The organism is Dorea longicatena, from assembly GCF_024168045.1.
Taxonomy (GTDB): Bacteria; Bacillota; Clostridia; order Lachnospirales; family Lachnospiraceae; genus Dorea_A.
The window spans coordinates 114,889-135,056 of record NZ_CP100126.1 but is presented as its reverse complement, the minus strand read 5'-3'; the positions used below and the strand labels follow the sequence as shown (position 1 = coordinate 135,056).

14 protein-coding genes and 3 rRNA genes are annotated in these 20,168 nt (G+C 44.5%); all 17 read right to left on the bottom strand.

The window, feature by feature from the left end:
• Positions 1-56 precede the first annotated feature (56 nt).
• Positions 57-2,948: ribosomal RNA gene (locus NKF87_RS00605) — 23S ribosomal RNA — on the bottom strand.
• 441 nt (positions 2,949-3,389) lie between these two features.
• A 5S ribosomal RNA gene (gene rrf / locus NKF87_RS00600) occupies positions 3,390-3,507 on the bottom strand.
• Between the two features lie 118 nt (positions 3,508-3,625).
• Positions 3,626-5,157, bottom strand: a 16S ribosomal RNA gene (locus tag NKF87_RS00595).
• Together the 16S, 23S and 5S rRNA genes form the textbook arrangement of a ribosomal RNA operon.
• A gap of 741 nt (positions 5,158-5,898) precedes the next feature.
• Positions 5,899-6,831: a CvpA family protein gene (locus NKF87_RS00590; RefSeq protein WP_226851825.1), complete on the bottom strand. Its 933-nt coding sequence runs from the start codon at positions 6,829-6,831 to the stop codon at positions 5,899-5,901.
• A gap of 9 nt (positions 6,832-6,840) precedes the next feature.
• A complete protein-coding gene (locus NKF87_RS00585) occupies positions 6,841-8,097 on the bottom strand; it encodes a DUF5711 family protein (RefSeq protein ID WP_226851824.1) in 1,257 nt (418 codons plus the stop codon).
• A 63-nt stretch (positions 8,098-8,160) separates the two neighbouring features.
• Complete coding sequence (locus NKF87_RS00580; RefSeq protein ID WP_173791700.1) at positions 8,161-9,219, bottom strand: LysM peptidoglycan-binding domain-containing protein; 1,059 nt, start codon at positions 9,217-9,219, stop codon at positions 8,161-8,163.
• Between the two features lie 219 nt (positions 9,220-9,438).
• Positions 9,439-10,182: a DeoR/GlpR family DNA-binding transcription regulator gene (locus tag NKF87_RS00575; RefSeq protein WP_055284702.1), complete on the bottom strand. Its 744-nt coding sequence runs from the start codon at positions 10,180-10,182 to the stop codon at positions 9,439-9,441.
• A gap of 8 nt (positions 10,183-10,190) precedes the next feature.
• Positions 10,191-10,448 (bottom strand): HPr family phosphocarrier protein, encoded by a 258-nt coding sequence (locus NKF87_RS00570; RefSeq protein ID WP_028087635.1) that lies wholly within the window; start codon positions 10,446-10,448, stop codon positions 10,191-10,193.
• Positions 10,449-10,552: 104 nt separating this feature from the next.
• Positions 10,553-12,481: a PTS fructose transporter subunit IIABC gene (locus NKF87_RS00565; protein ID WP_253583809.1), complete on the bottom strand. Its 1,929-nt coding sequence runs from the start codon at positions 12,479-12,481 to the stop codon at positions 10,553-10,555.
• A 58-nt stretch (positions 12,482-12,539) separates the two neighbouring features.
• The gene (gene pfkB / locus NKF87_RS00560) at positions 12,540-13,445 is read right to left on the bottom strand and encodes a 1-phosphofructokinase (RefSeq protein ID WP_055284706.1); all 906 of its coding nucleotides are present in this window, start codon (positions 13,443-13,445) and stop codon (positions 12,540-12,542) included.
• Between the two features lie 214 nt (positions 13,446-13,659).
• Positions 13,660-14,601: a transketolase family protein gene (locus NKF87_RS00555; protein ID WP_055284708.1), complete on the bottom strand. Its 942-nt coding sequence runs from the start codon at positions 14,599-14,601 to the stop codon at positions 13,660-13,662.
• The gene (locus NKF87_RS00550; protein ID WP_055284710.1) at positions 14,589-15,425 is read right to left on the bottom strand and encodes a transketolase; all 837 of its coding nucleotides are present in this window, start codon (positions 15,423-15,425) and stop codon (positions 14,589-14,591) included. Before NKF87_RS00550 ends, NKF87_RS00555 begins: the two co-directional genes overlap by 13 nt.
• Before the next feature lie 43 nt (positions 15,426-15,468).
• Entirely contained in the window at positions 15,469-16,122 is a 654-nt protein-coding gene (gene fsa / locus NKF87_RS00545) for a fructose-6-phosphate aldolase (RefSeq protein ID WP_028087640.1), read from the bottom strand.
• A gap of 303 nt (positions 16,123-16,425) precedes the next feature.
• Entirely contained in the window at positions 16,426-17,526 is a 1,101-nt protein-coding gene (locus tag NKF87_RS00540; protein ID WP_118225333.1) for a LacI family DNA-binding transcriptional regulator, read from the bottom strand.
• A 28-nt stretch (positions 17,527-17,554) separates the two neighbouring features.
• Positions 17,555-18,151, bottom strand: coding sequence for a recombination mediator RecR (recR, locus tag NKF87_RS00535; RefSeq protein ID WP_028087642.1), 597 nt, complete (start codon positions 18,149-18,151; stop codon positions 17,555-17,557).
• Positions 18,152-18,194: 43 nt separating this feature from the next.
• On the bottom strand, positions 18,195-18,548 hold the full coding sequence (locus NKF87_RS00530; RefSeq protein WP_006427477.1) for a YbaB/EbfC family nucleoid-associated protein: 354 nt from the start codon (positions 18,546-18,548) through the stop codon (positions 18,195-18,197).
• A 12-nt stretch (positions 18,549-18,560) separates the two neighbouring features.
• On the bottom strand, positions 18,561-20,132 hold the full coding sequence (dnaX, locus tag NKF87_RS00525; RefSeq protein WP_253583807.1) for a DNA polymerase III subunit gamma/tau: 1,572 nt from the start codon (positions 20,130-20,132) through the stop codon (positions 18,561-18,563).
• Between the last annotated feature and the right edge of the window lie 36 nt (positions 20,133-20,168).

The following is a 20,168-nucleotide window of genomic DNA, read 5'->3' as shown; positions in this document are numbered from 1 at the left end:
GTACCTTCAAAACTGCATACAAGAAATATTTTCTTTCATCCTACCTATCACCTTGCTTGGTCATGCCCTCGACCGATTAGTATCAGTCAGCTCCATACATTACTGTACTTCCACCTCTGACCTATCTACCTCGTCGTCTTCAAGGGGTCTTACTACTTACGTAGGGATATCTCATCTTGAGGGGGGCTTCACGCTTAGATGCCTTCAGCGTTTATCCCGTCCCGGCTTGGCTACTCTGCCATGCACTTGGTATGCAACAGATACACCAGCGGCCAGTCCATCCCGGTCCTCTCGTACTAAGGACAGCTCCTCTCAAATATCCTACGCCCACGCCGGATAGGGACCGAACTGTCTCACGACGTTCTGAACCCAGCTCGCGTACCGCTTTAATGGGCGAACAGCCCAACCCTTGGGACCTACTTCAGCCCCAGGATGCGATGAGCCGACATCGAGGTGCCAAACCACTCCGTCGATGTGAACTCTTGGGAGTGATAAGCCTGTTATCCCCAGGGTAGCTTTTATCCGTTGAGCGATGGCAATCCCACTTTATACCACCGGATCACTAAGTCCTACTTTCGTACCTGCTCCACCCGTCGGTGTCGCAGTCAAGCTCCCTTCTGCCTTTGCACTCTTCGAATGGTTTCCGTCCATTCTGAGGGAACCTTTGAGCGCCTCCGATACCCTTTCGGAGGCGACCGCCCCAGTCAAACTCCCCACCTGACATTGTCCCCCGACCAGTTCATGGTCGCTGGTTAGAAATCCAATACTGCAAGGGTGGTATCCCAACAGCGGCTCTGTGACAACTGGCGTCATCACTTCCTAGCCTCCCACCTATCCTGTACATGCAATACCGAATCCCAGTATCAAGCTGGAGTAAAGCTCCATGGGGTCTTTCCGTCCTGGCGCAGGTAACCAGCATCTTCACTGGTATTTCAATTTCACCGGGTGCATTGTTGAGACAGTGCCCAAATCATTACGCCTTTCGTGCGGGTCGGAACTTACCCGACAAGGAATTTCGCTACCTTAGGACCGTTATAGTTACGGCCGCCGTTTACTGGGGCTTAAATTCAAAGCTTCGCGTTACGCTAACCTCTCCTCTTAACCTTCCAGCACCGGGCAGGCGTCAGCCCATATACTTCACCTTACGGTTTTGCATAGACCTGTGTTTTTGCTAAACAGTTGCTTGGGCCAATTCTCTGCGGCCAGCTCTCGCTGGCACTCCTTCTCCCGAAGTTACGGAGTCATTTTGCCGAGTTCCTTAACAATGCTTCTCCCGTCGGCCTTAGGATTCTCTCCTCATCCACCTGTGTCGGTTTACGGTACGGGCTTAAGTAAAACAATAGCGGCTTTTCTTGACGCACGGCTCACACACTTCCCTACTCTTAATTCGGTCCGCATCACGTCTTCGGATTGATGAACGGATTTGCCTGCTCATCTCCTACCTCGCTTGCACCGGCTTTTCCATTTCCGGCTTGTGCTCTCCACACGTGTCCCCACAGTTCTGTTTACTTAAGGTACAGGAATTTCAACCTGTTGTCCATCGGTTACGTCTTTCGACCTGGCCTTAGGCCCCGACTTACCCAGAGCAGATCAGCTTTACTCTGGAAACCTTAGATATTCGGCCGGAAGGATTCTCACCTTCCTCTCGCTACTCATTCCGGCATTCTCTCTTCTATACAGTCCACAGCTCCTTATCGGTACTGCTTCGTCCCGTATACAATGCTCCTCTACCAATGATCTAGGATCATTCCTGAGCTTCGGCAGTGTGTTTCAGCCCCGGACATTTTCGGCGCAGGACCTCTCGACTAGTGAGCTATTACGCACTCTTTGAATGTATGGCTGCTTCTAAGCCAACATCCTAGTTGTCTTTGAAATCCCACATCCTTTTCCACTTAACACACATTTTGGGGCCTTAGCTGCAGGTCTGGGCTCTTTCCCTTTTGACTGTCCAACTTATCTCGTACAGTCTGACTCCCATACAACATCTACACGGCATTCGGAGTTTGATATTCTTCGGTAAGCTTTGACGCCCCCTAGGAAATTCAGTGCTCTACCTCCGCAAGACTTATATGAGGCTAGCCCTAAAGCTATTTCGAGGAGAACCAGCTATCTCCGGGTTCGATTGGAATTTCTCCCCTATCCACACCTCATCCCCACCCTTTTCAACGGATGTGGGTTCGGTCCTCCATTGCCTTTTACGGCAACTTCAACCTGGACATGGATAGATCACCCGGTTTCGGGTCTGCTCCGACTGACTCATTCGCCCTATTAAGACTTGGTTTCCCTTCGGCTCCACACCTTTGGTGCTTAACCTCGCCAGCCAGCGCAACTCGCCGGACCGTTCTACAAAAAGTACGCGGTTGAGCATATAAAGCTCTTCCACAGCTTGTAAACATATGGTTTCAGGTTCTGTTTCACTCCCCTCCCGGGGTCCTTTTCACCGTTCCTTCACAGTACTATGCGCTATCGGTCACTAAGGAGTATTTAGCCTTACGGGGTGGTCCCCGCGTATTCAGTCAAGGTTCCACGTGTCTCGACCTACTCTGGATACCGCCATGTCAACTCATCTTTCGCTTACGGGGCTTTCACCCTCTCTGGCCGGCTTTCCCAAAACCGTTCTGCTAAATTTGTTGAATCAATTATGCGGTCCGAACCCCGGGATGCACGCACCCCGGTTTGGGCTCTTCCGTTTTCGCTCGCCGCTACTCACAGAATCACATGTTGTTTTCTCTTCCTCCGGCTACTTAGATGTTTCAGTTCACCGGGTTCCCTTCCTTAAGTTATGTATTGGCTTAAGGATACTTGAGGTTTGCTCAAGTGGGTTTCCCCATTCAGATATCTCCGGATCAAAGGATATTTGCTCCTCCCCGAAGCTTTTCGCAGCTTATCACGTCTTTCATCGGCTCTTAGTGCCAAGGCATCCACCATACGCTCTTTCTAGCATGACCAACTTGTTCTCATCCACGGGAATGGATGATCACTACACCGATATAGCGTTATCGGCGTTGGCTTAAGGTCAATTTTATTTGCGTCTGTTTTCTTCAGACAGTAATTATTACTCTGTTTATAACAATTACCTCGGATGTCTTGATTAAGATATTTAAAAAATCTTATCATTTCTATTTCTTATATGCAATTTTCAAGGTACATGGTGATGTGTCACTCTTTCAAGCTTTACATCTATTCATTTTTGACTGAAGTTTATCAGTCATTAGAAATCTGAAAGCTTACTTTCAACTCTCTAATCACTGGTAAAACCAGCTATCATAACAGCACTTCCTTGCTGATAAGGTTGGCACCGATAAGTTGTTGCTCATCTTTTGCCTGTATCTATATGAATCTCCCGAACATTTGCAGCGGATCTGCTTCGTGTTCTTCAATTTTTTATAGCCTGGCGGCCACCTACTCTCCCGCACCGTCTCCAGTGAAGTACCATCGGCCGCTTGAGTCTTAACCATCGTGTTCGGGATGGGAACGGGTGTTACCCTCAAGCGCATCGCCACCAGTAATCATTATTAAGCTTTTGACAGCCTTAATAACTAAACAATAGATAACAACCCTTACTTTATCCGTTTTAGTTGGATTGATTCAGCCGTTTCCACGACTTACTTTTCCAATTCCTTAGAAAGGAGGTGATCCAGCCGCACCTTCCGATACGGCTACCTTGTTACGACTTCACCCCAGTTATCGGTCCCACCTTCGGCAGCTCCCTCCTTACGGTTGGGTCACTGACTTCGGGCGTTACTGACTCCCATGGTGTGACGGGCGGTGTGTACAAGACCCGGGAACGTATTCACCGCAGCATTCTGATCTGCGATTACTAGCGATTCCAGCTTCATGTAGTCGAGTTGCAGACTACAATCCGAACTGAGACGTTATTTTTGAGATTTGCTTACCCTCGCGAGTTCGCGTCTCTTTGTTTACGCCATTGTAGCACGTGTGTAGCCCTGGTCATAAGGGGCATGATGATTTGACGTCATCCCCACCTTCCTCCAGGTTATCCCTGGCAGTCTCTCCAGAGTGCCCAGCTTAACCTGCTGGCTACTGAAGATAGGGGTTGCGCTCGTTGCGGGACTTAACCCAACATCTCACGACACGAGCTGACGACAACCATGCACCACCTGTCACCGATGTTCCGAAGAAAAGCTTCCATTACGAAGCGGTCATCGGGATGTCAAGATCAGGTAAGGTTCTTCGCGTTGCTTCGAATTAAACCACATGCTCCACCGCTTGTGCGGGTCCCCGTCAATTCCTTTGAGTTTCATTCTTGCGAACGTACTCCCCAGGTGGACTGCTTATTGCGTTTGCTGCGGCACCGAATGGCTTTGCCACCCGACACCTAGCAGTCATCGTTTACGGCGTGGACTACCAGGGTATCTAATCCTGTTTGCTCCCCACGCTTTCGAGCCTCAACGTCAGTCATCGTCCAGCAAGCCGCCTTCGCCACTGGTGTTCCTCCTAATATCTACGCATTTCACCGCTACACTAGGAATTCCACTTGCCTCTCCGACACTCTAGCTCAGCAGTTCCAAATGCAGTCCCGGGGTTGAGCCCCGGGCTTTCACATCTGGCTTGCCGTGCCGTCTACGCTCCCTTTACACCCAGTAAATCCGGATAACGCTTGCCCCCTACGTATTACCGCGGCTGCTGGCACGTAGTTAGCCGGGGCTTCTTAGTCAGGTACCGTCATTTTCTTCCCTGCTGATAGAAGTTTACATACCGAAATACTTCATCCTTCACGCGGCGTCGCTGCATCAGAGTTTCCTCCATTGTGCAATATTCCCCACTGCTGCCTCCCGTAGGAGTCTGGGCCGTGTCTCAGTCCCAATGTGGCCGGTCACCCTCTCAGGTCGGCTACTGATCGTCGGCTTGGTAGGCCGTTACCCCACCAACTACCTAATCAGACGCGGGTCCATCTCATACCACCGGAGTTTTTACCACTGTACCATGCGGTACCGTGGTCTTATGCGGTATTAGCAGTCATTTCTAACTGTTATCCCCCTGTATGAGGCAGGTTACCCACGCGTTACTCACCCGTCCGCCGCTCAGTCACAAAAGTCTTCATCCGAAGAATCAAACTTAAGTGCTTCGCTCGACTTGCATGTGTTAAGCACGCCGCCAGCGTTCATCCTGAGCCAGGATCAAACTCTCGTTAAATATAATTTGCTTTGCATCTTCGATGCTTAGCAAATTAATTGTTCCTCGGCTCCGCCGATGGAACTTCATTAAGTTCGTTCCAGTTCAAGAAAACTACTAGCTTTCTTATCCCCTTTACTGTTTTAAGGTTCGACATTAAATGTCTGTTCTGAATAATTCTCTTTAGAATTTTCAGGGTTGTTGTCTATTGTTTAATTATCAAGGTTCGTTGTCTTTGCTGTTTGAAACAGCTTATTTAGATTATCATATTCATTGACGTTTGTCAAGAACTTTTTTAATCTTTTTTCGACCAGCTTTTCAGCTGTCCGTCTGCCATCTCTTTTTCAAACATTTGTTTGTCTCAAGCGACAGCTTATTAAGAATATCACAAGCAGTTGTGTTTGTCAACTGTTATTTTATTCTTTTTTTCAGGAACAATTCCCGAAGATTTCTGATTATGATCCGGCATTCTCTGCTTTTCCGTAATCAGTTCCCGCCGTCTTCTGCTTCGACTCTGTTACCTCACGGCCTTGTCTAACGCGACAGCCAGATTAATATACCACAAGGGCGTTTGAATTGTCAACATTGTTTTTATATTTTCTTCAATTTAGACAATTCAGACAATTTAACTTCTATTCTCCATCCTTCTATAGACATATTTACAAGAAGATTATCTCTGCAGACATGACAATTCAAAAAAAATAAGACCAGGAATATTCTCCCTGATCTCATTTCCCATACAGACAAAAAGCTATATCCATATTAAATCAATTTCACTGCCAGCCGCATGATCGGATTGCAATCATATATCAATTTCAGAATGGAATTGTTCTGTACCATTTCATAGATTTCTTTTCCGACAGCCGTCGTATACATTAATGTCACAATCATAAACAGGATCCACACAATGATAAGTGCAATTCCGATTCCAAGTGCACCACCTGCCAGATGATTAAAGAAACCGATTACCGGTAGTTCTGATACAATATCCAGGGCAAACACAACGGCTCTTATAATTACCGTCACCACAATAAACGTAAGTATGAATGCTATAATATTGATCACCAGTCTGGCAACATAGGCCCCTATATATTGCGGAAATGTTGTAACGCCCAATTCATCATACATTTCTTTATTATTGTTTTTAAGCAACAGATTCTTGAATACCTCCGGTATATCTGCAGACTTAATCATTGTCTCCTGCAGACTTTCTGGTATGTCTGCATTTTCTATAACATTTTCTACGCTGCTGCCACTTCCACCGGTAAGACCATCCAGCACATTTGCAGAGATTCCATACTTTGCAAGATCAGAACTGTCGATCTTTCCATTTACAATATCTGAAACCGAGATTCCATACCGGTTCAACATCTCTTCACTGACACCTGCTGCCTTCAAAGCCTTCTTTACCGCTGCTTCATTCAGTCCTTGTCCGGATACAGTGCCTCCTCCGGTAATTGCCGAAGTCGCCGCATCTGCCATCGTACTGACTACTTTCTGCTTTATCATATCATCCAGCGGCGTATATTTCTCTACTGCCTGAGACACATACGGCGTTGCAAAGAAAACAATCACAAACGTGACAATTGTTGCGATCAACGATACCATAATCCGGATTGCACCTCTGACCAGTCCCGTTATGATACAGATCAGAAACACGATCCCTATGGATATTTCCAGCCAATTCATCTGCATACTTTCTCCTTATTTTACAAGACGGATTTTTTCCATTCCATTCGCACTCAACACAATATACTGGTTCACCCCTCCAACCGGGAATATTTCCTGTATGTTATTATCCATCCTGCCTTTGAACTTCTGTACACCATTTTTCATAAATATACTGCATGTTTTTCCATCATACATGATCACCTGATCATCACATAATTTCACATGATTATAATCACCGGTGAATTCTTTCGACAGCACGACTTTTCCGGTCTTATTGTATAACCTGAGCTCATAACCACTCTTTCCGTGATTCTTTAGGATCAGACCGATATATTTCTCATTATGAAATACACTTTTTATCTCCTTATCCATGGTTATCTTTACAGCTTGTTTCGGAATGTCTTTTCCGGTATAGATCACCATAGCATTGTCACCGATTGCCGCCGATGTATTCTCATCCATAAAAAATCCGGATGCCATAATTGTGTTCTTGTAGTTCTTTTTAGTAACCTGATGATCTGTCTTATCTTTTCCTTCATCCCCAAAGTTATAGTAATGTAATCTGCCCTCGATCCGGCCATCCTGCGTATAAAGATACAGCACCTGCATCATCTGACCATTTACAGACAGAGCCACATCCACCGGATATCCGTTTCCTGCAAGTGAGGTCTTATGCTCTACCAATATGTTTCCTGCCGTATCATAACAGATTACTTTCATTGCTGTATCACTTTTTAATATTGCACTTACAATTCCCTGTTCCGATACACTGACTTTTTCAATCGGCATCGTCGTATGCACTTCACCTTTCAGTCCATCTTCCTGAAAAACCAGAATATCATTGCCTTCTTTGTCCGCAACCGCTGCCGACTTTTCTGTAATATCTATCATTGGATTCTTTATCTGATAGGATTGATTCCACTTCTCTTTTCCGGTCTGACTCAGATACGAAATACCATCTTTACTATATTTCAATACACCGTCCGAAAACTGTACATAATTATTGTCCGATGCACTCTCACCAACATAGGTATCACTGATCCGGACCTTGGTATATGTCTGTAGATTGATCAGCAGATATATCAACACACCCACTGCAGCCACTATCGCAATACCAACCATCATCTTTTTCTGTTTCTTTTTTTTCCTTTTCATCAACTCTTCCCGGACTTCTTTCTCCGGCATCCCATCTTCACTGTTCAGTTCATCCATAATCTCATCTATGATCTTATCCGTGGGATCTTCCGGCTCTCTCACAACATGGAGATTGCGGTTCTTCCTGCGTTCCATCCGTCGGTCATCCTTTCAACGTTTCTTCTGATACTGTGTACCCTAGTATACCACATTTCACATTTATGGGAGTAATAATTTTTGTCCTATATAGATCAGGTTGCCGTCAGACAGCCCATTCATTTTGCAGATTGCCTTCACATGAGACGTATCTCCATATAATTTCTGACTGATTCCCGCAAGCGTTTCGCCTTTCTGTACTACATAAAAATCCTGATCGGAGAGTTGTCCGTCCGATGTTTCTGATGTCGTTGTCCCTTCTGCTTTCTTTACCGTTCCAGACGCTTCTTTTGCATTGTTTTTCGCCGTTTCAGCGGTTTCGGTCCTTGTCTTTGCATCAGCCTGTCCGACACCGACTGTTTCCGAAAGTGTTTCCAGAGAATTCTGTACCGCTTTCATTTTATCAAAATTATTAACCGTTGTGATCCCAATCACCAATACGATCAGCACAAGCACTGCACTCGTAATATAGGCAAATGCCGAACTCTGATGCTGCTCTTTATATTCCATCTTTTCTCTCACTGCACTACGAAAATTCTTTGCAGCTCGATCCTCAACCACTTCACTGGGGGTTACTCCATTCTCCTTGCGTGTATTGATCATATAGTTCTGCATCTCAGGATTCTTTTCATAATAAATGTAATGCCCTCCGATCTGCATCAGTTCACCAAATTTGTACGCATAAAATATCTCGTCCTGCTCTCTTGCGTTTTTCCACAGGAACAGACTTCCTTCCTGCCCAAATTCTCTTTCCTGTATTTTCTTCACTTCCCGGTTGCGGCTCATCGGATTGCCTTCTTCAACAATTCCCCATCCGACAATATGACTTTCCGGAAAATACTGCGCTGCTTCTTCCATCATATGTTTCATTCCATCTTGTCCGATTTCAAGTTTACCATCCTTTTCCGATAATTCTTGCATCTGTACGGCTCCTGACACAAATACAGCCTTTTCGTCTTCCAGTTCCAGCACTTCTCCCACCAAAATCACTCCAACCGGCTGTTCTTTCGCTTTTTCTCTTAATTGGTTCAGATATGTATCTACATAATCTTCTACATATATCTTTGGATTGTCACTTACATTTCCTATCTGTCTTACGTTTTTTGGAAGTTGTCTTTCCATGACACAATCACCTCGTCTTATATATTTTTGCCTATGATATCATACAAAATATGCGTATTTTATCAGTTAATGGGACCTGTCCATGGAATTTTCCGATACAATTTTTTATTTCCCGACACACTTCCGGGATTTCAGGCAGCTTTTCTTTCAGATTTTGGTACATAAAAAGAGATTCCCGAATAAATCATTCAGGAATCCCTATCTTATTATATTCTGTTCTTATGATATGACTATAATATTTCCACAGTCCCGGTATCCTTCCGGCATCTGATCTGTAACGATTTTTGCGCCTGCAAACGGAGCAAACGTTACAGAACTCACCTCACCGAACTTAGACTCGTCACATAATACATATTTTTCCTGGCACTGTTCCATCGCAATCTTTTTGACCATTGCTTCACTCGCATCCGGTGTCGTGAACCCTGTTTTCTTAGTCACACCATTGGTACCAAAGAATCCCTTGGTAAAATGATACTTTCTAATCGTCTCCATTGCCTCACTTCCGACAACCGCTTCCGTGGAACTTTTCAGTTCTCCTCCAACCAGTCGTACTTTCACTCCGGACTTTGCCAATTGCTGAGCATGCACTACCGCATTCGTCACAACAGTTACATCTTTATCCCGCAGAAATTCCAGCATATATCCGGTTGTGGTTCCTGCATCAAGATATATATATTCACCTTGTCCGATCAATCTTGCGGCATATTCTGCAATCTGCCGTTTTTCCGATACATGAACAGTTATTTTCTGAGCCACTGTCGGCTCCTGCGGTGTTACCACGTGATCTAATGCGACCGCACCTCCGAACACTTTCACCAGTTTTCCCGCATTATGAAGTGCTGTGATATCTCTGCGCACGGTCGATTCCGATGTATCCAAAAGTTCTTTAACTTCTGTCACGGTAATACTGCCTTCTTTTTCAAGAAGCTTCAATATCTGTTCATAACGCTGTTCTGTAAGCATATGTCCTCCTACAGGTTCTCCTGCATGAATTTGCTTACTGCTTCGCAAGCCGCTTCTTCATCAGCACCTTCAAATGTAAATGTTACTTCATGGTCTTTCTTAGCACCAAGTCCCATAAGGCCGAAGATCTTCTTGCAGTCAGCTTTCTTTCCTTCTTTTTCGATCATCACTGATGATTCGAAAGATTTTGCAAGTTTCACCAGTTCTCCTGCCGGACGAGCGTGGATTCCTTCGTTATCTGTGATTACATACTTAAATTCTTTCATTCTTCATACCTCCATAGAATATTACATTTGGTGATTTTCATTCTATTCATTTTTTACAGGTCTGTCAACATCTCTGCGGACAAACCTGTATTTTACTATTATTTTTATATAATTTTCTTTTTGAGTACTCCGAGTAATACCGCTGAAATTACAGTTCCTGCTACCAGTGCCACCAGATACATGATTGCATTTCCCACTACAGGGAATACGAAGATTCCACCGTGCGGTGCCATCAGTGTACATCCAAATGCCATAGACAGTGCTCCGGCTGCCGCAGAACCGACAATGCAGGCCGGCAGTACGTGAAGCGGATCTGCTGCCGCATATGGAATCGCTCCTTCGGTAATAAATGCGAGTCCCATAATGAAGTTTGTCGGTCCTGCTTCTCTTTCTGATTTTGTAAATTTGTCTTTAAATAATAATGTTGCAAGTGCAATTGCACATGGAGGGGTCATTCCTCCGATCATAACAGCTGCCATGATATCATAATTTCCTGCTGCGATTGCGGCTGTACCGAACACATATGCCGCCTTATTGAACGGGCCTCCCATATCAATCGCCATCATTCCGCCAAGGATCAGACCAAGCACAAGCTTGCTTGAGCCACCCATTCCGGTCAGTCCGTTGTTCAGTGCAGTATTGATCGCTCCCATGACCGGCTCAATCGCAAAGTTCATAAGAAGGCCGATTCCAAGAATTCCGGCTACCGGATAGATCAGAACCGGTGCAATCTTTTCCAGTGCATCCGGAAGCTTGTCACACAGTTTTCTAAGAAGAAGAATCAGATATCCGGACACAAAACCAGCTACCAGCGCTCCGAGGAATCCGGATTTTCCGTTTGCTGCGATAACTCCGCCTACAAATCCAACCGCAAGTGCCGGTCTGTCGCCGATTGCTTCACCTATATATCCCGCAAGTACCGGAAGCATCAATCCAAATGCAAGTCCGCCGATCGTCTTAAGCTGCGCCGCTACCGGTGTAATAGTACCAAAGTTAGCTCTATCTGCTTTTGCCAATGCATTCATATCTACGCAAAGTCCGTCGATCAAAAATGCCAGTGCGATCAGAATACCACCGCCGACTACGAACGGAAGCATATGGGATACACCATTCATCAACTGTGTGTAAATCTGATGTCCGACGCTGCCGGATGATCTTCCACCTTTACTTTCCTGTACTTCTGTTCCATTTGCCGCATGATATACCGGAACATCCCCGCTGATCACACGGTCAACCAGTTCACCTGCTTTACTGATACCATCAGACACCTGGCAGACAATGACTTTCTTTCCGTCAAAACGATCCATCGGAACCTGTGCATCTGCAGCTACGATAATTCCGTCTGCTTCTTCGATTTCTTTTGAAGTCAGTACATTTTTCGCTCCGCCGGAACCTCTTGTCTCCACTTTTACTGCACAGTCTTTTGCTTTTGCAGCTTTTTCAATTCCTTCAGCCGCCATATACGTATGTGCAATTCCGGTCGGGCAGGATGTGACTGCAAGAATCTTAACCTTTCCTCTGGTCTCTTCTTCTGCTGCCATTCCTTCTCCCGCAAGTCTTTCATCAATTCCTGCTTCTTTTTCATCGGCATCATTGATGATCCCCATAAATTCTTCTACTGTCTCCGCATTTCTCAAAGCCTCTGTAAATTCTTCATTCATCAGAAGAACAGATAACTTACTCAATACATCCAGATGGATATTGTCTTCCGTATTCGGCGCTGCGATCAGGAACATCAGTGTAACAGGCTCCCCATCCAGCGAATCAAAATCCACGCCATCCTTAACTACCATTGCTGCCAGTCCCGGTTTTGTTACCGCATCGCATTTTCCATGCGGAATGGCGATTCCTTCTCCGATTCCTGTCGTACTTTCTTCTTCTCTTGCATATACCTGCTTTCTATATGCTTCTTTATCATTGATCTTTTCGCTCTTTACCATGAGATCAACGATCTGGTCGAGTGCTTCGTTTTTGCTCTTTGGCGATGCATTCAAAAGAATACTTCTTGCATCCAGCAAATCTGTGATTCTCATATAATTTTCCCTCCTGTTGATAAATCGTTTTCTTTGCAACACTTTTCTCTTTTATGTCTTACACCAGCTGTTTATATACTTCTTCTACTTCCGGTCTGGTTGCCAGATATTCGGAAAATGCACTTGCGCTTCCCGTTGCGACTCCCATACGGAAAGCATGCTCATAATCCTGCTTTTCCATCCAGCCTGTCATGAAACCTGCCACCATGGAATCTCCGGCTCCTACACCATTAACCAATGTTCCTTTCGGCGCCGGCGAACTATATACTTCTCCATTTTCCGCAATCAGCACCGCGCCTTCTCCCGCCATCGAGATCAGTACATTTCTGGCTCCTTTTTCCTGAAGCTTTCTTCCATAAGGAATGACGTCCTCTCTCGTCTTAAGTGTCACTTCGAAGATCTCACCAAGCTCATGATTATTTGGTTTTATCAGAAACGGACGATACTCCAGTACATTCATAAGAAGATCTCTTGTTGCATCCACAACGATCATGATGCCTTTATCTTTCAACTCTTTCATGATTCTGCTATAGATATCGTCTGGCATAGATGCCGGGATACTTCCTGCAAGGAATAAGACATCGCCTTCTTTCATCGTATTCAGACGCTTCATCAATTCTTCTACTTTCTCTTTCGGAATCTTTGGACCGCTTCCATTAATTTCTGTTCCGTCGATGGATTTCAGTTTCAAATTAATTCTTGATATTCCTTCTTCAATCTGAATGAAATCAGATGCTACACCTTCTTCTTCCAATCGTCTTGCAATTTCTTTTCCCGTAAATCCGGCCATAAATCCAAGTGCCGTACTTTGGATTCCAAGATTCTTAAGCACGATAGAAACATTAATCCCTTTTCCACCCGGAAGCATGAGTTCTGAGCTTGTACGGTTTGTAAGTCCGAGTTTAAAATCGTCCACTGAAACGATGTAATCCAACGATGGATTAAACGTAACTGTATAAATCATATTTCTTACTCCTTTCAACTTGTTGAGTTCATTATATCGTCAAATCCAGTCATTTTCAATCACATTAGTTCACAAATATTTTGACTGTTTTTGGTTGATTTTGCACAAACAAAGAGTGAATCTGACCGTTTTTAATCGCTTACCGCAAAAAAGCTGCCGCCCAACGAAATCTCTTTCGTTAAAGCGACAGCCTCTGACTATCCGTTCTATATTATTATTTTACGAATGCTTTTACTTTTGCATAAATGCTATCTGCGTCAAGACCGTATTTCTTAATCAGTTCTACAGCCGGACCAGACTCACCAAATGTATCATTTACACCAATCTTCATTACTTTAGCCGGTGCTTTCTCTGCAACTACATCACATACAGCACTTCCAAGTCCGCCGATAACAGAGTGTTCTTCAACTGTTACGATCTTTCCTGTCTTAGCTGCTGCTGCAACAACCGCTGCTTCATCCAACGGTTTGATCGTGTGCATATTAATCACTTCTGCACTGATTCCGTCTGCTGCGAGCTTCTCTGCTGCTGCGAGGGATTCAGATACCTCAAGACCTGTTGCGATGATTGTTACATCAGTACCTTCACGAAGTGTGATGGCTTTACCAATCTCGAATTTGTATTCTGCATTATCATTGATAACCGGAACTGCAAGTCTTCCGAAGCGGAGATATACAGGACCTACGTGCTCATAAGCTGCTTTTACAGCTGCTTTTGCTTCTACATCATCAGAAGGATTGATCACGATCATTCCAGGAATTGTTCTCATAAGAGCAATATCTTCGTTACACTGATGTGTAGCACCGTCTTCTCCAACAGAGATTCCGGCATGTGTAGCACCGATCTTAACGTTTAATTTTGGATATCCGACTGAGTTGCGAACCTGCTCAAATGCACGTCCTGCTGCAAACATAGCAAATGAACTTGCAAACGGAACTTTTCCTGTGGCAGCGATACCTGCTGCAACTCCGATCATGTTACACTCAGCGATTCCACAGTCAATGTGACGTTCCGGGAAAGCTTTTTTGAACATTCCCGTCTTGGTAGCTTCTGCAAGGTCAGCGTCTAACACTACCAGATCTTCATGTTCTTTTCCTAATTCTACCAAAGCATTACCGTAGCTTTCTCTTGTTGCGATTTTCTTTACTTCTGACATAATGCTTCACCTGCTTTCTCTAATTCTTCCATTGCCTGTGCATACTGCTCATCATTAGGAGCTTTTCCATGCCATCCGGCCTGGTCTTCCATGAAGGAAACTCCTTTTCCTTTGATTGTCTTTGCAATAATTGCAGTCGGCATTCCCTTTGTCTTGCGAGCCTCTTTGAAAGCTGCCTCGATCTGGTCAAAATCATTTCCATCAATATTGATCACATGGAAGTTAAATGCCTCGAATTTCTTGTCGATCGGATATGGAGAGTTAACGTCTGTAATCTTTCCATCGATCTGAAGGTTGTTATTATCAACGATCACTACCAGGTTGTCCAGCTTTCTGTGTCCCGCTAACATAGAAGCTTCCCAGACCTGTCCCTCCTGGATCTCACCATCTCCGAGAAGTGTGTATACTCTGTAATCATCATCTGAAAGCTTAGCTGAAATAGCCATTCCTACTGCAGCTGAGATGCCCTGTCCAAGAGATCCACTTGACATATCAACACCTGGGATGTGTTTCATATCCGGATGTCCCTGAAGGTATGATCCAACTTTACGAAGAGTTGTCAGATCTTCAACCGGGAAGAATCCTCTGTGTGCCAGTGTTGAATAATATCCCGGTGCTGTGTGTCCTTTTGATAATACAAAACGGTCACGGTCTGCTTTCTTAGGATCCTTAGGATCGATATTCATCTCTTCAAAATACAGATATGTATAAATGTCTGCTGCTGACAGTGATCCACCCGGATGTCCGGATTTTGCACTGTGAACTGCAGTAACGATGCCCTTGCGGACTTCGTTGGCTGTCTTCATAAGCTCTAATTTGTTCATGTTGTTCCTCCTGAATCATTATATATGATAGCTTTACTTATTCTTATTCTCCGAATACTGCTTTGTAATCAGCCTGGAATTTCTCGATTCCTGCATCTGTTAATGGATGATGTGTCATCTGCTCGATTACTTTGTAAGGTACAGTCGCGATATCGGCACCTGCCAATGCACAGTCTGTTACATGGATCGGGTTACGTACGCTTGCCGCAATGATCTCTGTATCGATTCCTGCAACTTCGAAGATCTGTGCGATCTCTGAGATCAGATCTACTCCTCTTGTAGAAATATCATCCAGACGTCCCAGGAATGGTGATACGAATGAAGCGCCTGCTCTTGCTGCAAGAAGTGCCTGGTTTGCATTGAAGATCAGAGTTACGTTTGTCTTGATACCTTCTGCTGCAAGTACTTTAACTGCCTTTAATCCTTCTACAGTCATAGGAATCTTAACTACCATATTCGGATGGATCTTAGCGATCTCTCTTCCTTCTGCGATCATGCCTTCTGCATCTGTTGTTGTAGCTTTTACTTCTCCACTGATAGGTCCGTCTACGATAGATGCGATCTCAGCGATAACTTCTTCAAATACTTTACCTTCTTTTGCGATCAGAGATGGGTTTGTTGTTACCCCGCAGATAACTCCCATATCATTTGCTTTCTTAATATCCTCTACGTTCGCTGTGTCAATGAAAAATTTCATGTTGTTTTCCTCCTTAAAAGCGGTGAAATCTGTTCACCATTCCCTTGTTATCGTTTGATATAAATTATACTCTATTCATGGAACTCCGGTCAATAGCCATGACTTTTTATTAATAATTTTCTTTATTAATATTTTTAAATTATTAATCAAACTTTTTTAAATTTTTGATGGAAATGTTAACATTATTTTTGATTTTTTCTTTTTATTATCGATTTTCACGCATTTATAAGGGGCATTAACATCTAACATGTATTTTCAGTTTGTAAAATTAAGTAATTATTAATAATAATTTTCGCAAAAGAATTAATTTTTCTTTTTTCGTGAATTTTTTGCATACGTTGTTGTTCCACGGACGATCAGCTGCGGTTCATATTCCACATGATAGGTACTGATCGGTGCTGTTTCCATATTCGCTGAATGATGTGATGCTATCTTCTTCATTATAATATCACATGCATCCCTTCCTTTAAAAGTCACAAAATGCTCGATCGTCGTCAGATTCATGTTATGCATTCTGGCAAACAGTGTGTTATCACATCCCATCACGGACACATCGGCCGGCACTTTTATCTTTGCCTCATGAAGTGCATCCATGACTCCAAATGCAATCATGTCATTTAATCCGACAATTGCTGTCACATCTGTCGTTTCATTCAACAACTCTTTCGTCAGTTCATATCCGATCTTATATTCGGAATCAATATGTGCCACATCAAGATCAATCTCTTCTTTTGCCGCCTTGATGATCACCTGGTCTCGCAGACCGGCTTTTTCATACTCTTTCAGAAAACCTTCCACCCGTTTTGAACGTTGTTTCTGTCTTGCTGTCAATGGCGGTGCTATATATGCAACCTTTCTGTGACCTAATTCCAGCAGATGCTTCGCCATCACTCTTCCAAGTTTTGAATTATCAAGTTCCACTGCATCTACATTCATCTTTTCATTCTGGTTATTTACGATCGCAACCGGTATCTGTTCTGCAATCTCTCCCACCAGATCCATAAAGCAATGGCTCGGATTGCAGGTGTAGATAATCCCCAGCGGCCGTAACTGCCACATCATTTTCAGATAACGTTCTTCCATCCGGAGATCTCTCTGTGTATTACATACAAAAAGACCAAATCCTTTTTCTTTTGCATGCGCCTCGATTCCCTGCAGCAGCATAACATAATACGGATTCGTCAGATTGGGGCAGAACACAACCAGAAGTTTCTCTCTTTTTGTCCCCTTTCTCGTTTTCCTTTTCGGCGGGACGTATCCCAGCTCTTTGGCAGCATTTTCTACTTTTTCCACAGTCTCTTTGGCAAATGACACATCATATTTTTTGTTCAGGATCATAGAAACCGTAGATTGTGATACTCCGGCAGCATGGGCAATATCTGTTGACGTAACCTTTTTCTTCATTCTCTCACCTCTGGCGGGGACAAACGCTCTACAGTTCTGTCCTTCCTTCAAGTGCCCGGAGAAGCGTCACTTCATCGATATACTCCAGATCTCCTCCGACCGGAACACCGCTTGCAATTCTGCTTACTTTAATTCCCGTCGGTTTGATCAGCTTACTGATATACATCGCTGTAGTCTCACCTTCCAGACTCGAATTCGTTGCAATGATCACTTCTTTTACATCTCCCTGCAGACGCCCGATCAGTTCCTTTAATTTGATATCTTCCGGACCTATCCCAAGCATCGGAGAGATTGCACCATGAAGCACATGATACACACCATTATATTTCCCTGTCTTTTCATATGCCGCAAGATCTCTTGTATTCTCAACCACCATGATCGTCTGATGATCACGGTTACTGTTACTGCAGATCGGGCACAGTTCCTGATCGGTAAGTGTATAACATTCTTTGCAATATTTTATATTCTCTCTGGCTTCCACCATCGTAGAAGCCAGTCTTTTTACATCATCAACCGGCATATGAATCAGATGGAACGCAAGTCTTGCCGCAGATTTTGCTCCGATTCCCGGAAGGCATGACAGTTCCTCAATCAATTTGCTCATCTGATTACTGTAATAATCCATAATTTTTAACTCCCTGTAAGAATCATTCTTTCCGGATCTTCTCTTAGAATAATCCCGGCATTCCGCCGCCCATGCCGCCGGTAAACTTAGACATTGCAGAAGTTGTCTCTGCGTCTACTTTCTCCAGTGCTTCATTGACTGCTGCCACAAGCAGATCTTCCAGCATCTCTACATCATCCGGATCTACTACTTCTTCATCCAGTTTTACTTTTAATATCTTCTTGCTTCCGGATACAGTTACTTCAACAGCACCGCCGCCTGCAGTTGCACTGAATTCTTTCGTCTCCATTTCCTTTGCCTGTTCTTCCATCTGACGCTGCATCTTCTGTGCCTGTTTCATCAGATTTGCCATATTTCCCGGCATCCCGCCTCCTGGGAATCCTCCTCTTTTTGCCATGATAATATCCTCCTATTCGTCTTCTACAGTAATTTCCATATTGATCAGATTCTCCAGATCCACAAAGTGATCCTCGAATCTGCGTCCTGCCTCCATCTGGCGGACGTCTATCTCTACTTTTTTACCGATCTTCTGCTCGATCAACGACTGGATCTCTTCTTTGTGATCCGGCGTCGCAACTGCACTGGCACTCAGTTCATCCGGCAGCACGATCAGAAGCCGGTTGCCTTCTCCGGCACTTAATCTCGCTTTTTTCAGATATGTGCGGAGCATCGGGGAAGCCTCATTGATGATCATCCGGAAATCTTTTGCCACCGCTTTCACGTCTTCATTTAATGCCTGCGGAAGTTCCGGTTTCGGCTTCGGTGCCGCTGCTTCTTTTGCATCGGATGCATACACAACACGCTCCCTGACCGGTGCTTCCCACGCTCCGTCCTCCAGCTGTTTTTCAATCGCACGGATGCGGTCCAGCAGGGCGTCCTTATTCTGATCCATTGCCGGACGGCATAATTTGATCAGGGTTACTTCCAGCAGAACCCTCTTCTGTGTCGCATATTTCAATTGATTCGTCAGATCCGAAAAAATGCGGATGTAGCGGATCAGTGTATCACTGTCAATCATCTGTGCTTCTTCTTTTAACAGTGCCAGATTCTCCGATGATACATCCAGTACATCTTCCATATCATCCGAGCTCTTCACCAGAAGCAGATTCCTCAGATACCATGTGAAATCTGCCGCCAGCTGAGACAATTCTCTTCCCTGCATTACCAGCTCATCTACCGTCTCGATCACCTGATGTACATCCATCGCAAGCAGCTGTCTTAACAGCCGGCTGAATACTTCCGTATCCACCGCTCCCAGCACTTCCAATACATGATCATATGTCAGTGTCTCATTCATATAGAATGCCACACACTGATCCAGAAGGCTCAGTGAATCCCTCATAGAGCCATCCGCCATCTTTGCGATATAGCGGACCGCCTTATCTTCCACATCCCATCCTTCTTTATCGATCAGTTCACGCAATCTCGCTGCGATCGTCTCAATGGAAATTCTTTTAAAATCATATCGCTGGCATCGGCTCAAGATCGTAATCGGAATCTTGTGTGCCTCCGTTGTCGCAAGAATAAATATAACATATTCCGGAGGTTCTTCCAATGTTTTTAACAATGCATTGAATGCGCCGATCGACAGCATATGCACCTCATCAATAATATATACTTTATATTTCCCTTCTGTCGGGCGATATGTGACCTCTTCACGGATCTCACGGATGTTGTCCACACCATTATTAGATGCCGCATCAATCTCGATCACATTCATCGATGTACCAGCTGCGATCGACCGGCACATTGCGCACTCCCCGCACGGGCTTCCATCTACCGGATGTTCGCAGTTGACTGCTTTCGCAAATATCTTCGCAACGGTTGTCTTTCCGGTTCCTCTGGTCCCGCAGAACAAATATGCATGTCCGATACGATCTGCATTGATCTGGTTCTTCAATGTCCGGACGATCGCATCCTGTCCTTTTACATCTTCGAATTCATCCGGACGAAACTTACGGTATAATGCCGTATATGACATTCTTTACACTCCTTGTCTAAATGGAGATCCTGCTCA

Coding starts and splice junctions, on each gene's coding strand:
- NKF87_RS00590 (WP_226851825.1), bottom strand. CDS start 6,831: ATGCAGATGAATTGGCTGGAAATATCCATAGGGATCGTGTTTCTGATC.
- NKF87_RS00585 (WP_226851824.1), bottom strand. CDS start 8,097: ATGGAACGCAGGAAGAACCGCAATCTCCATGTTGTGAGAGAGCCGGAA.
- NKF87_RS00580 (WP_173791700.1), bottom strand. CDS start 9,219: ATGGAAAGACAACTTCCAAAAAACGTAAGACAGATAGGAAATGTAAGT.
- NKF87_RS00575 (WP_055284702.1), bottom strand. CDS start 10,182: ATGCTTACAGAACAGCGTTATGAACAGATATTGAAGCTTCTTGAAAAA.
- NKF87_RS00570 (WP_028087635.1), bottom strand. CDS start 10,448: ATGAAAGAATTTAAGTATGTAATCACAGATAACGAAGGAATCCACGCT.
- NKF87_RS00565 (WP_253583809.1), bottom strand. CDS start 12,481: ATGAGAATCACAGATTTGCTGGATGCAAGAAGTATTCTTTTGAATGCA.
- pfkB (WP_055284706.1), bottom strand. CDS start 13,445: ATGATTTATACAGTTACGTTTAATCCATCGTTGGATTACATCGTTTCA.
- NKF87_RS00555 (WP_055284708.1), bottom strand. CDS start 14,601: ATGTCAGAAGTAAAGAAAATCGCAACAAGAGAAAGCTACGGTAATGCT.
- NKF87_RS00550 (WP_055284710.1), bottom strand. CDS start 15,425: ATGAACAAATTAGAGCTTATGAAGACAGCCAACGAAGTCCGCAAGGGC.
- fsa (WP_028087640.1), bottom strand. CDS start 16,122: ATGAAATTTTTCATTGACACAGCGAACGTAGAGGATATTAAGAAAGCA.
- NKF87_RS00540 (WP_118225333.1), bottom strand. CDS start 17,526: ATGAAGAAAAAGGTTACGTCAACAGATATTGCCCATGCTGCCGGAGTA.
- recR (WP_028087642.1), bottom strand. CDS start 18,151: ATGGATTATTACAGTAATCAGATGAGCAAATTGATTGAGGAACTGTCA.
- NKF87_RS00530 (WP_006427477.1), bottom strand. CDS start 18,548: ATGGCAAAAAGAGGAGGATTCCCAGGAGGCGGGATGCCGGGAAATATG.
- dnaX (WP_253583807.1), bottom strand. CDS start 20,132: ATGTCATATACGGCATTATACCGTAAGTTTCGTCCGGATGAATTCGAA.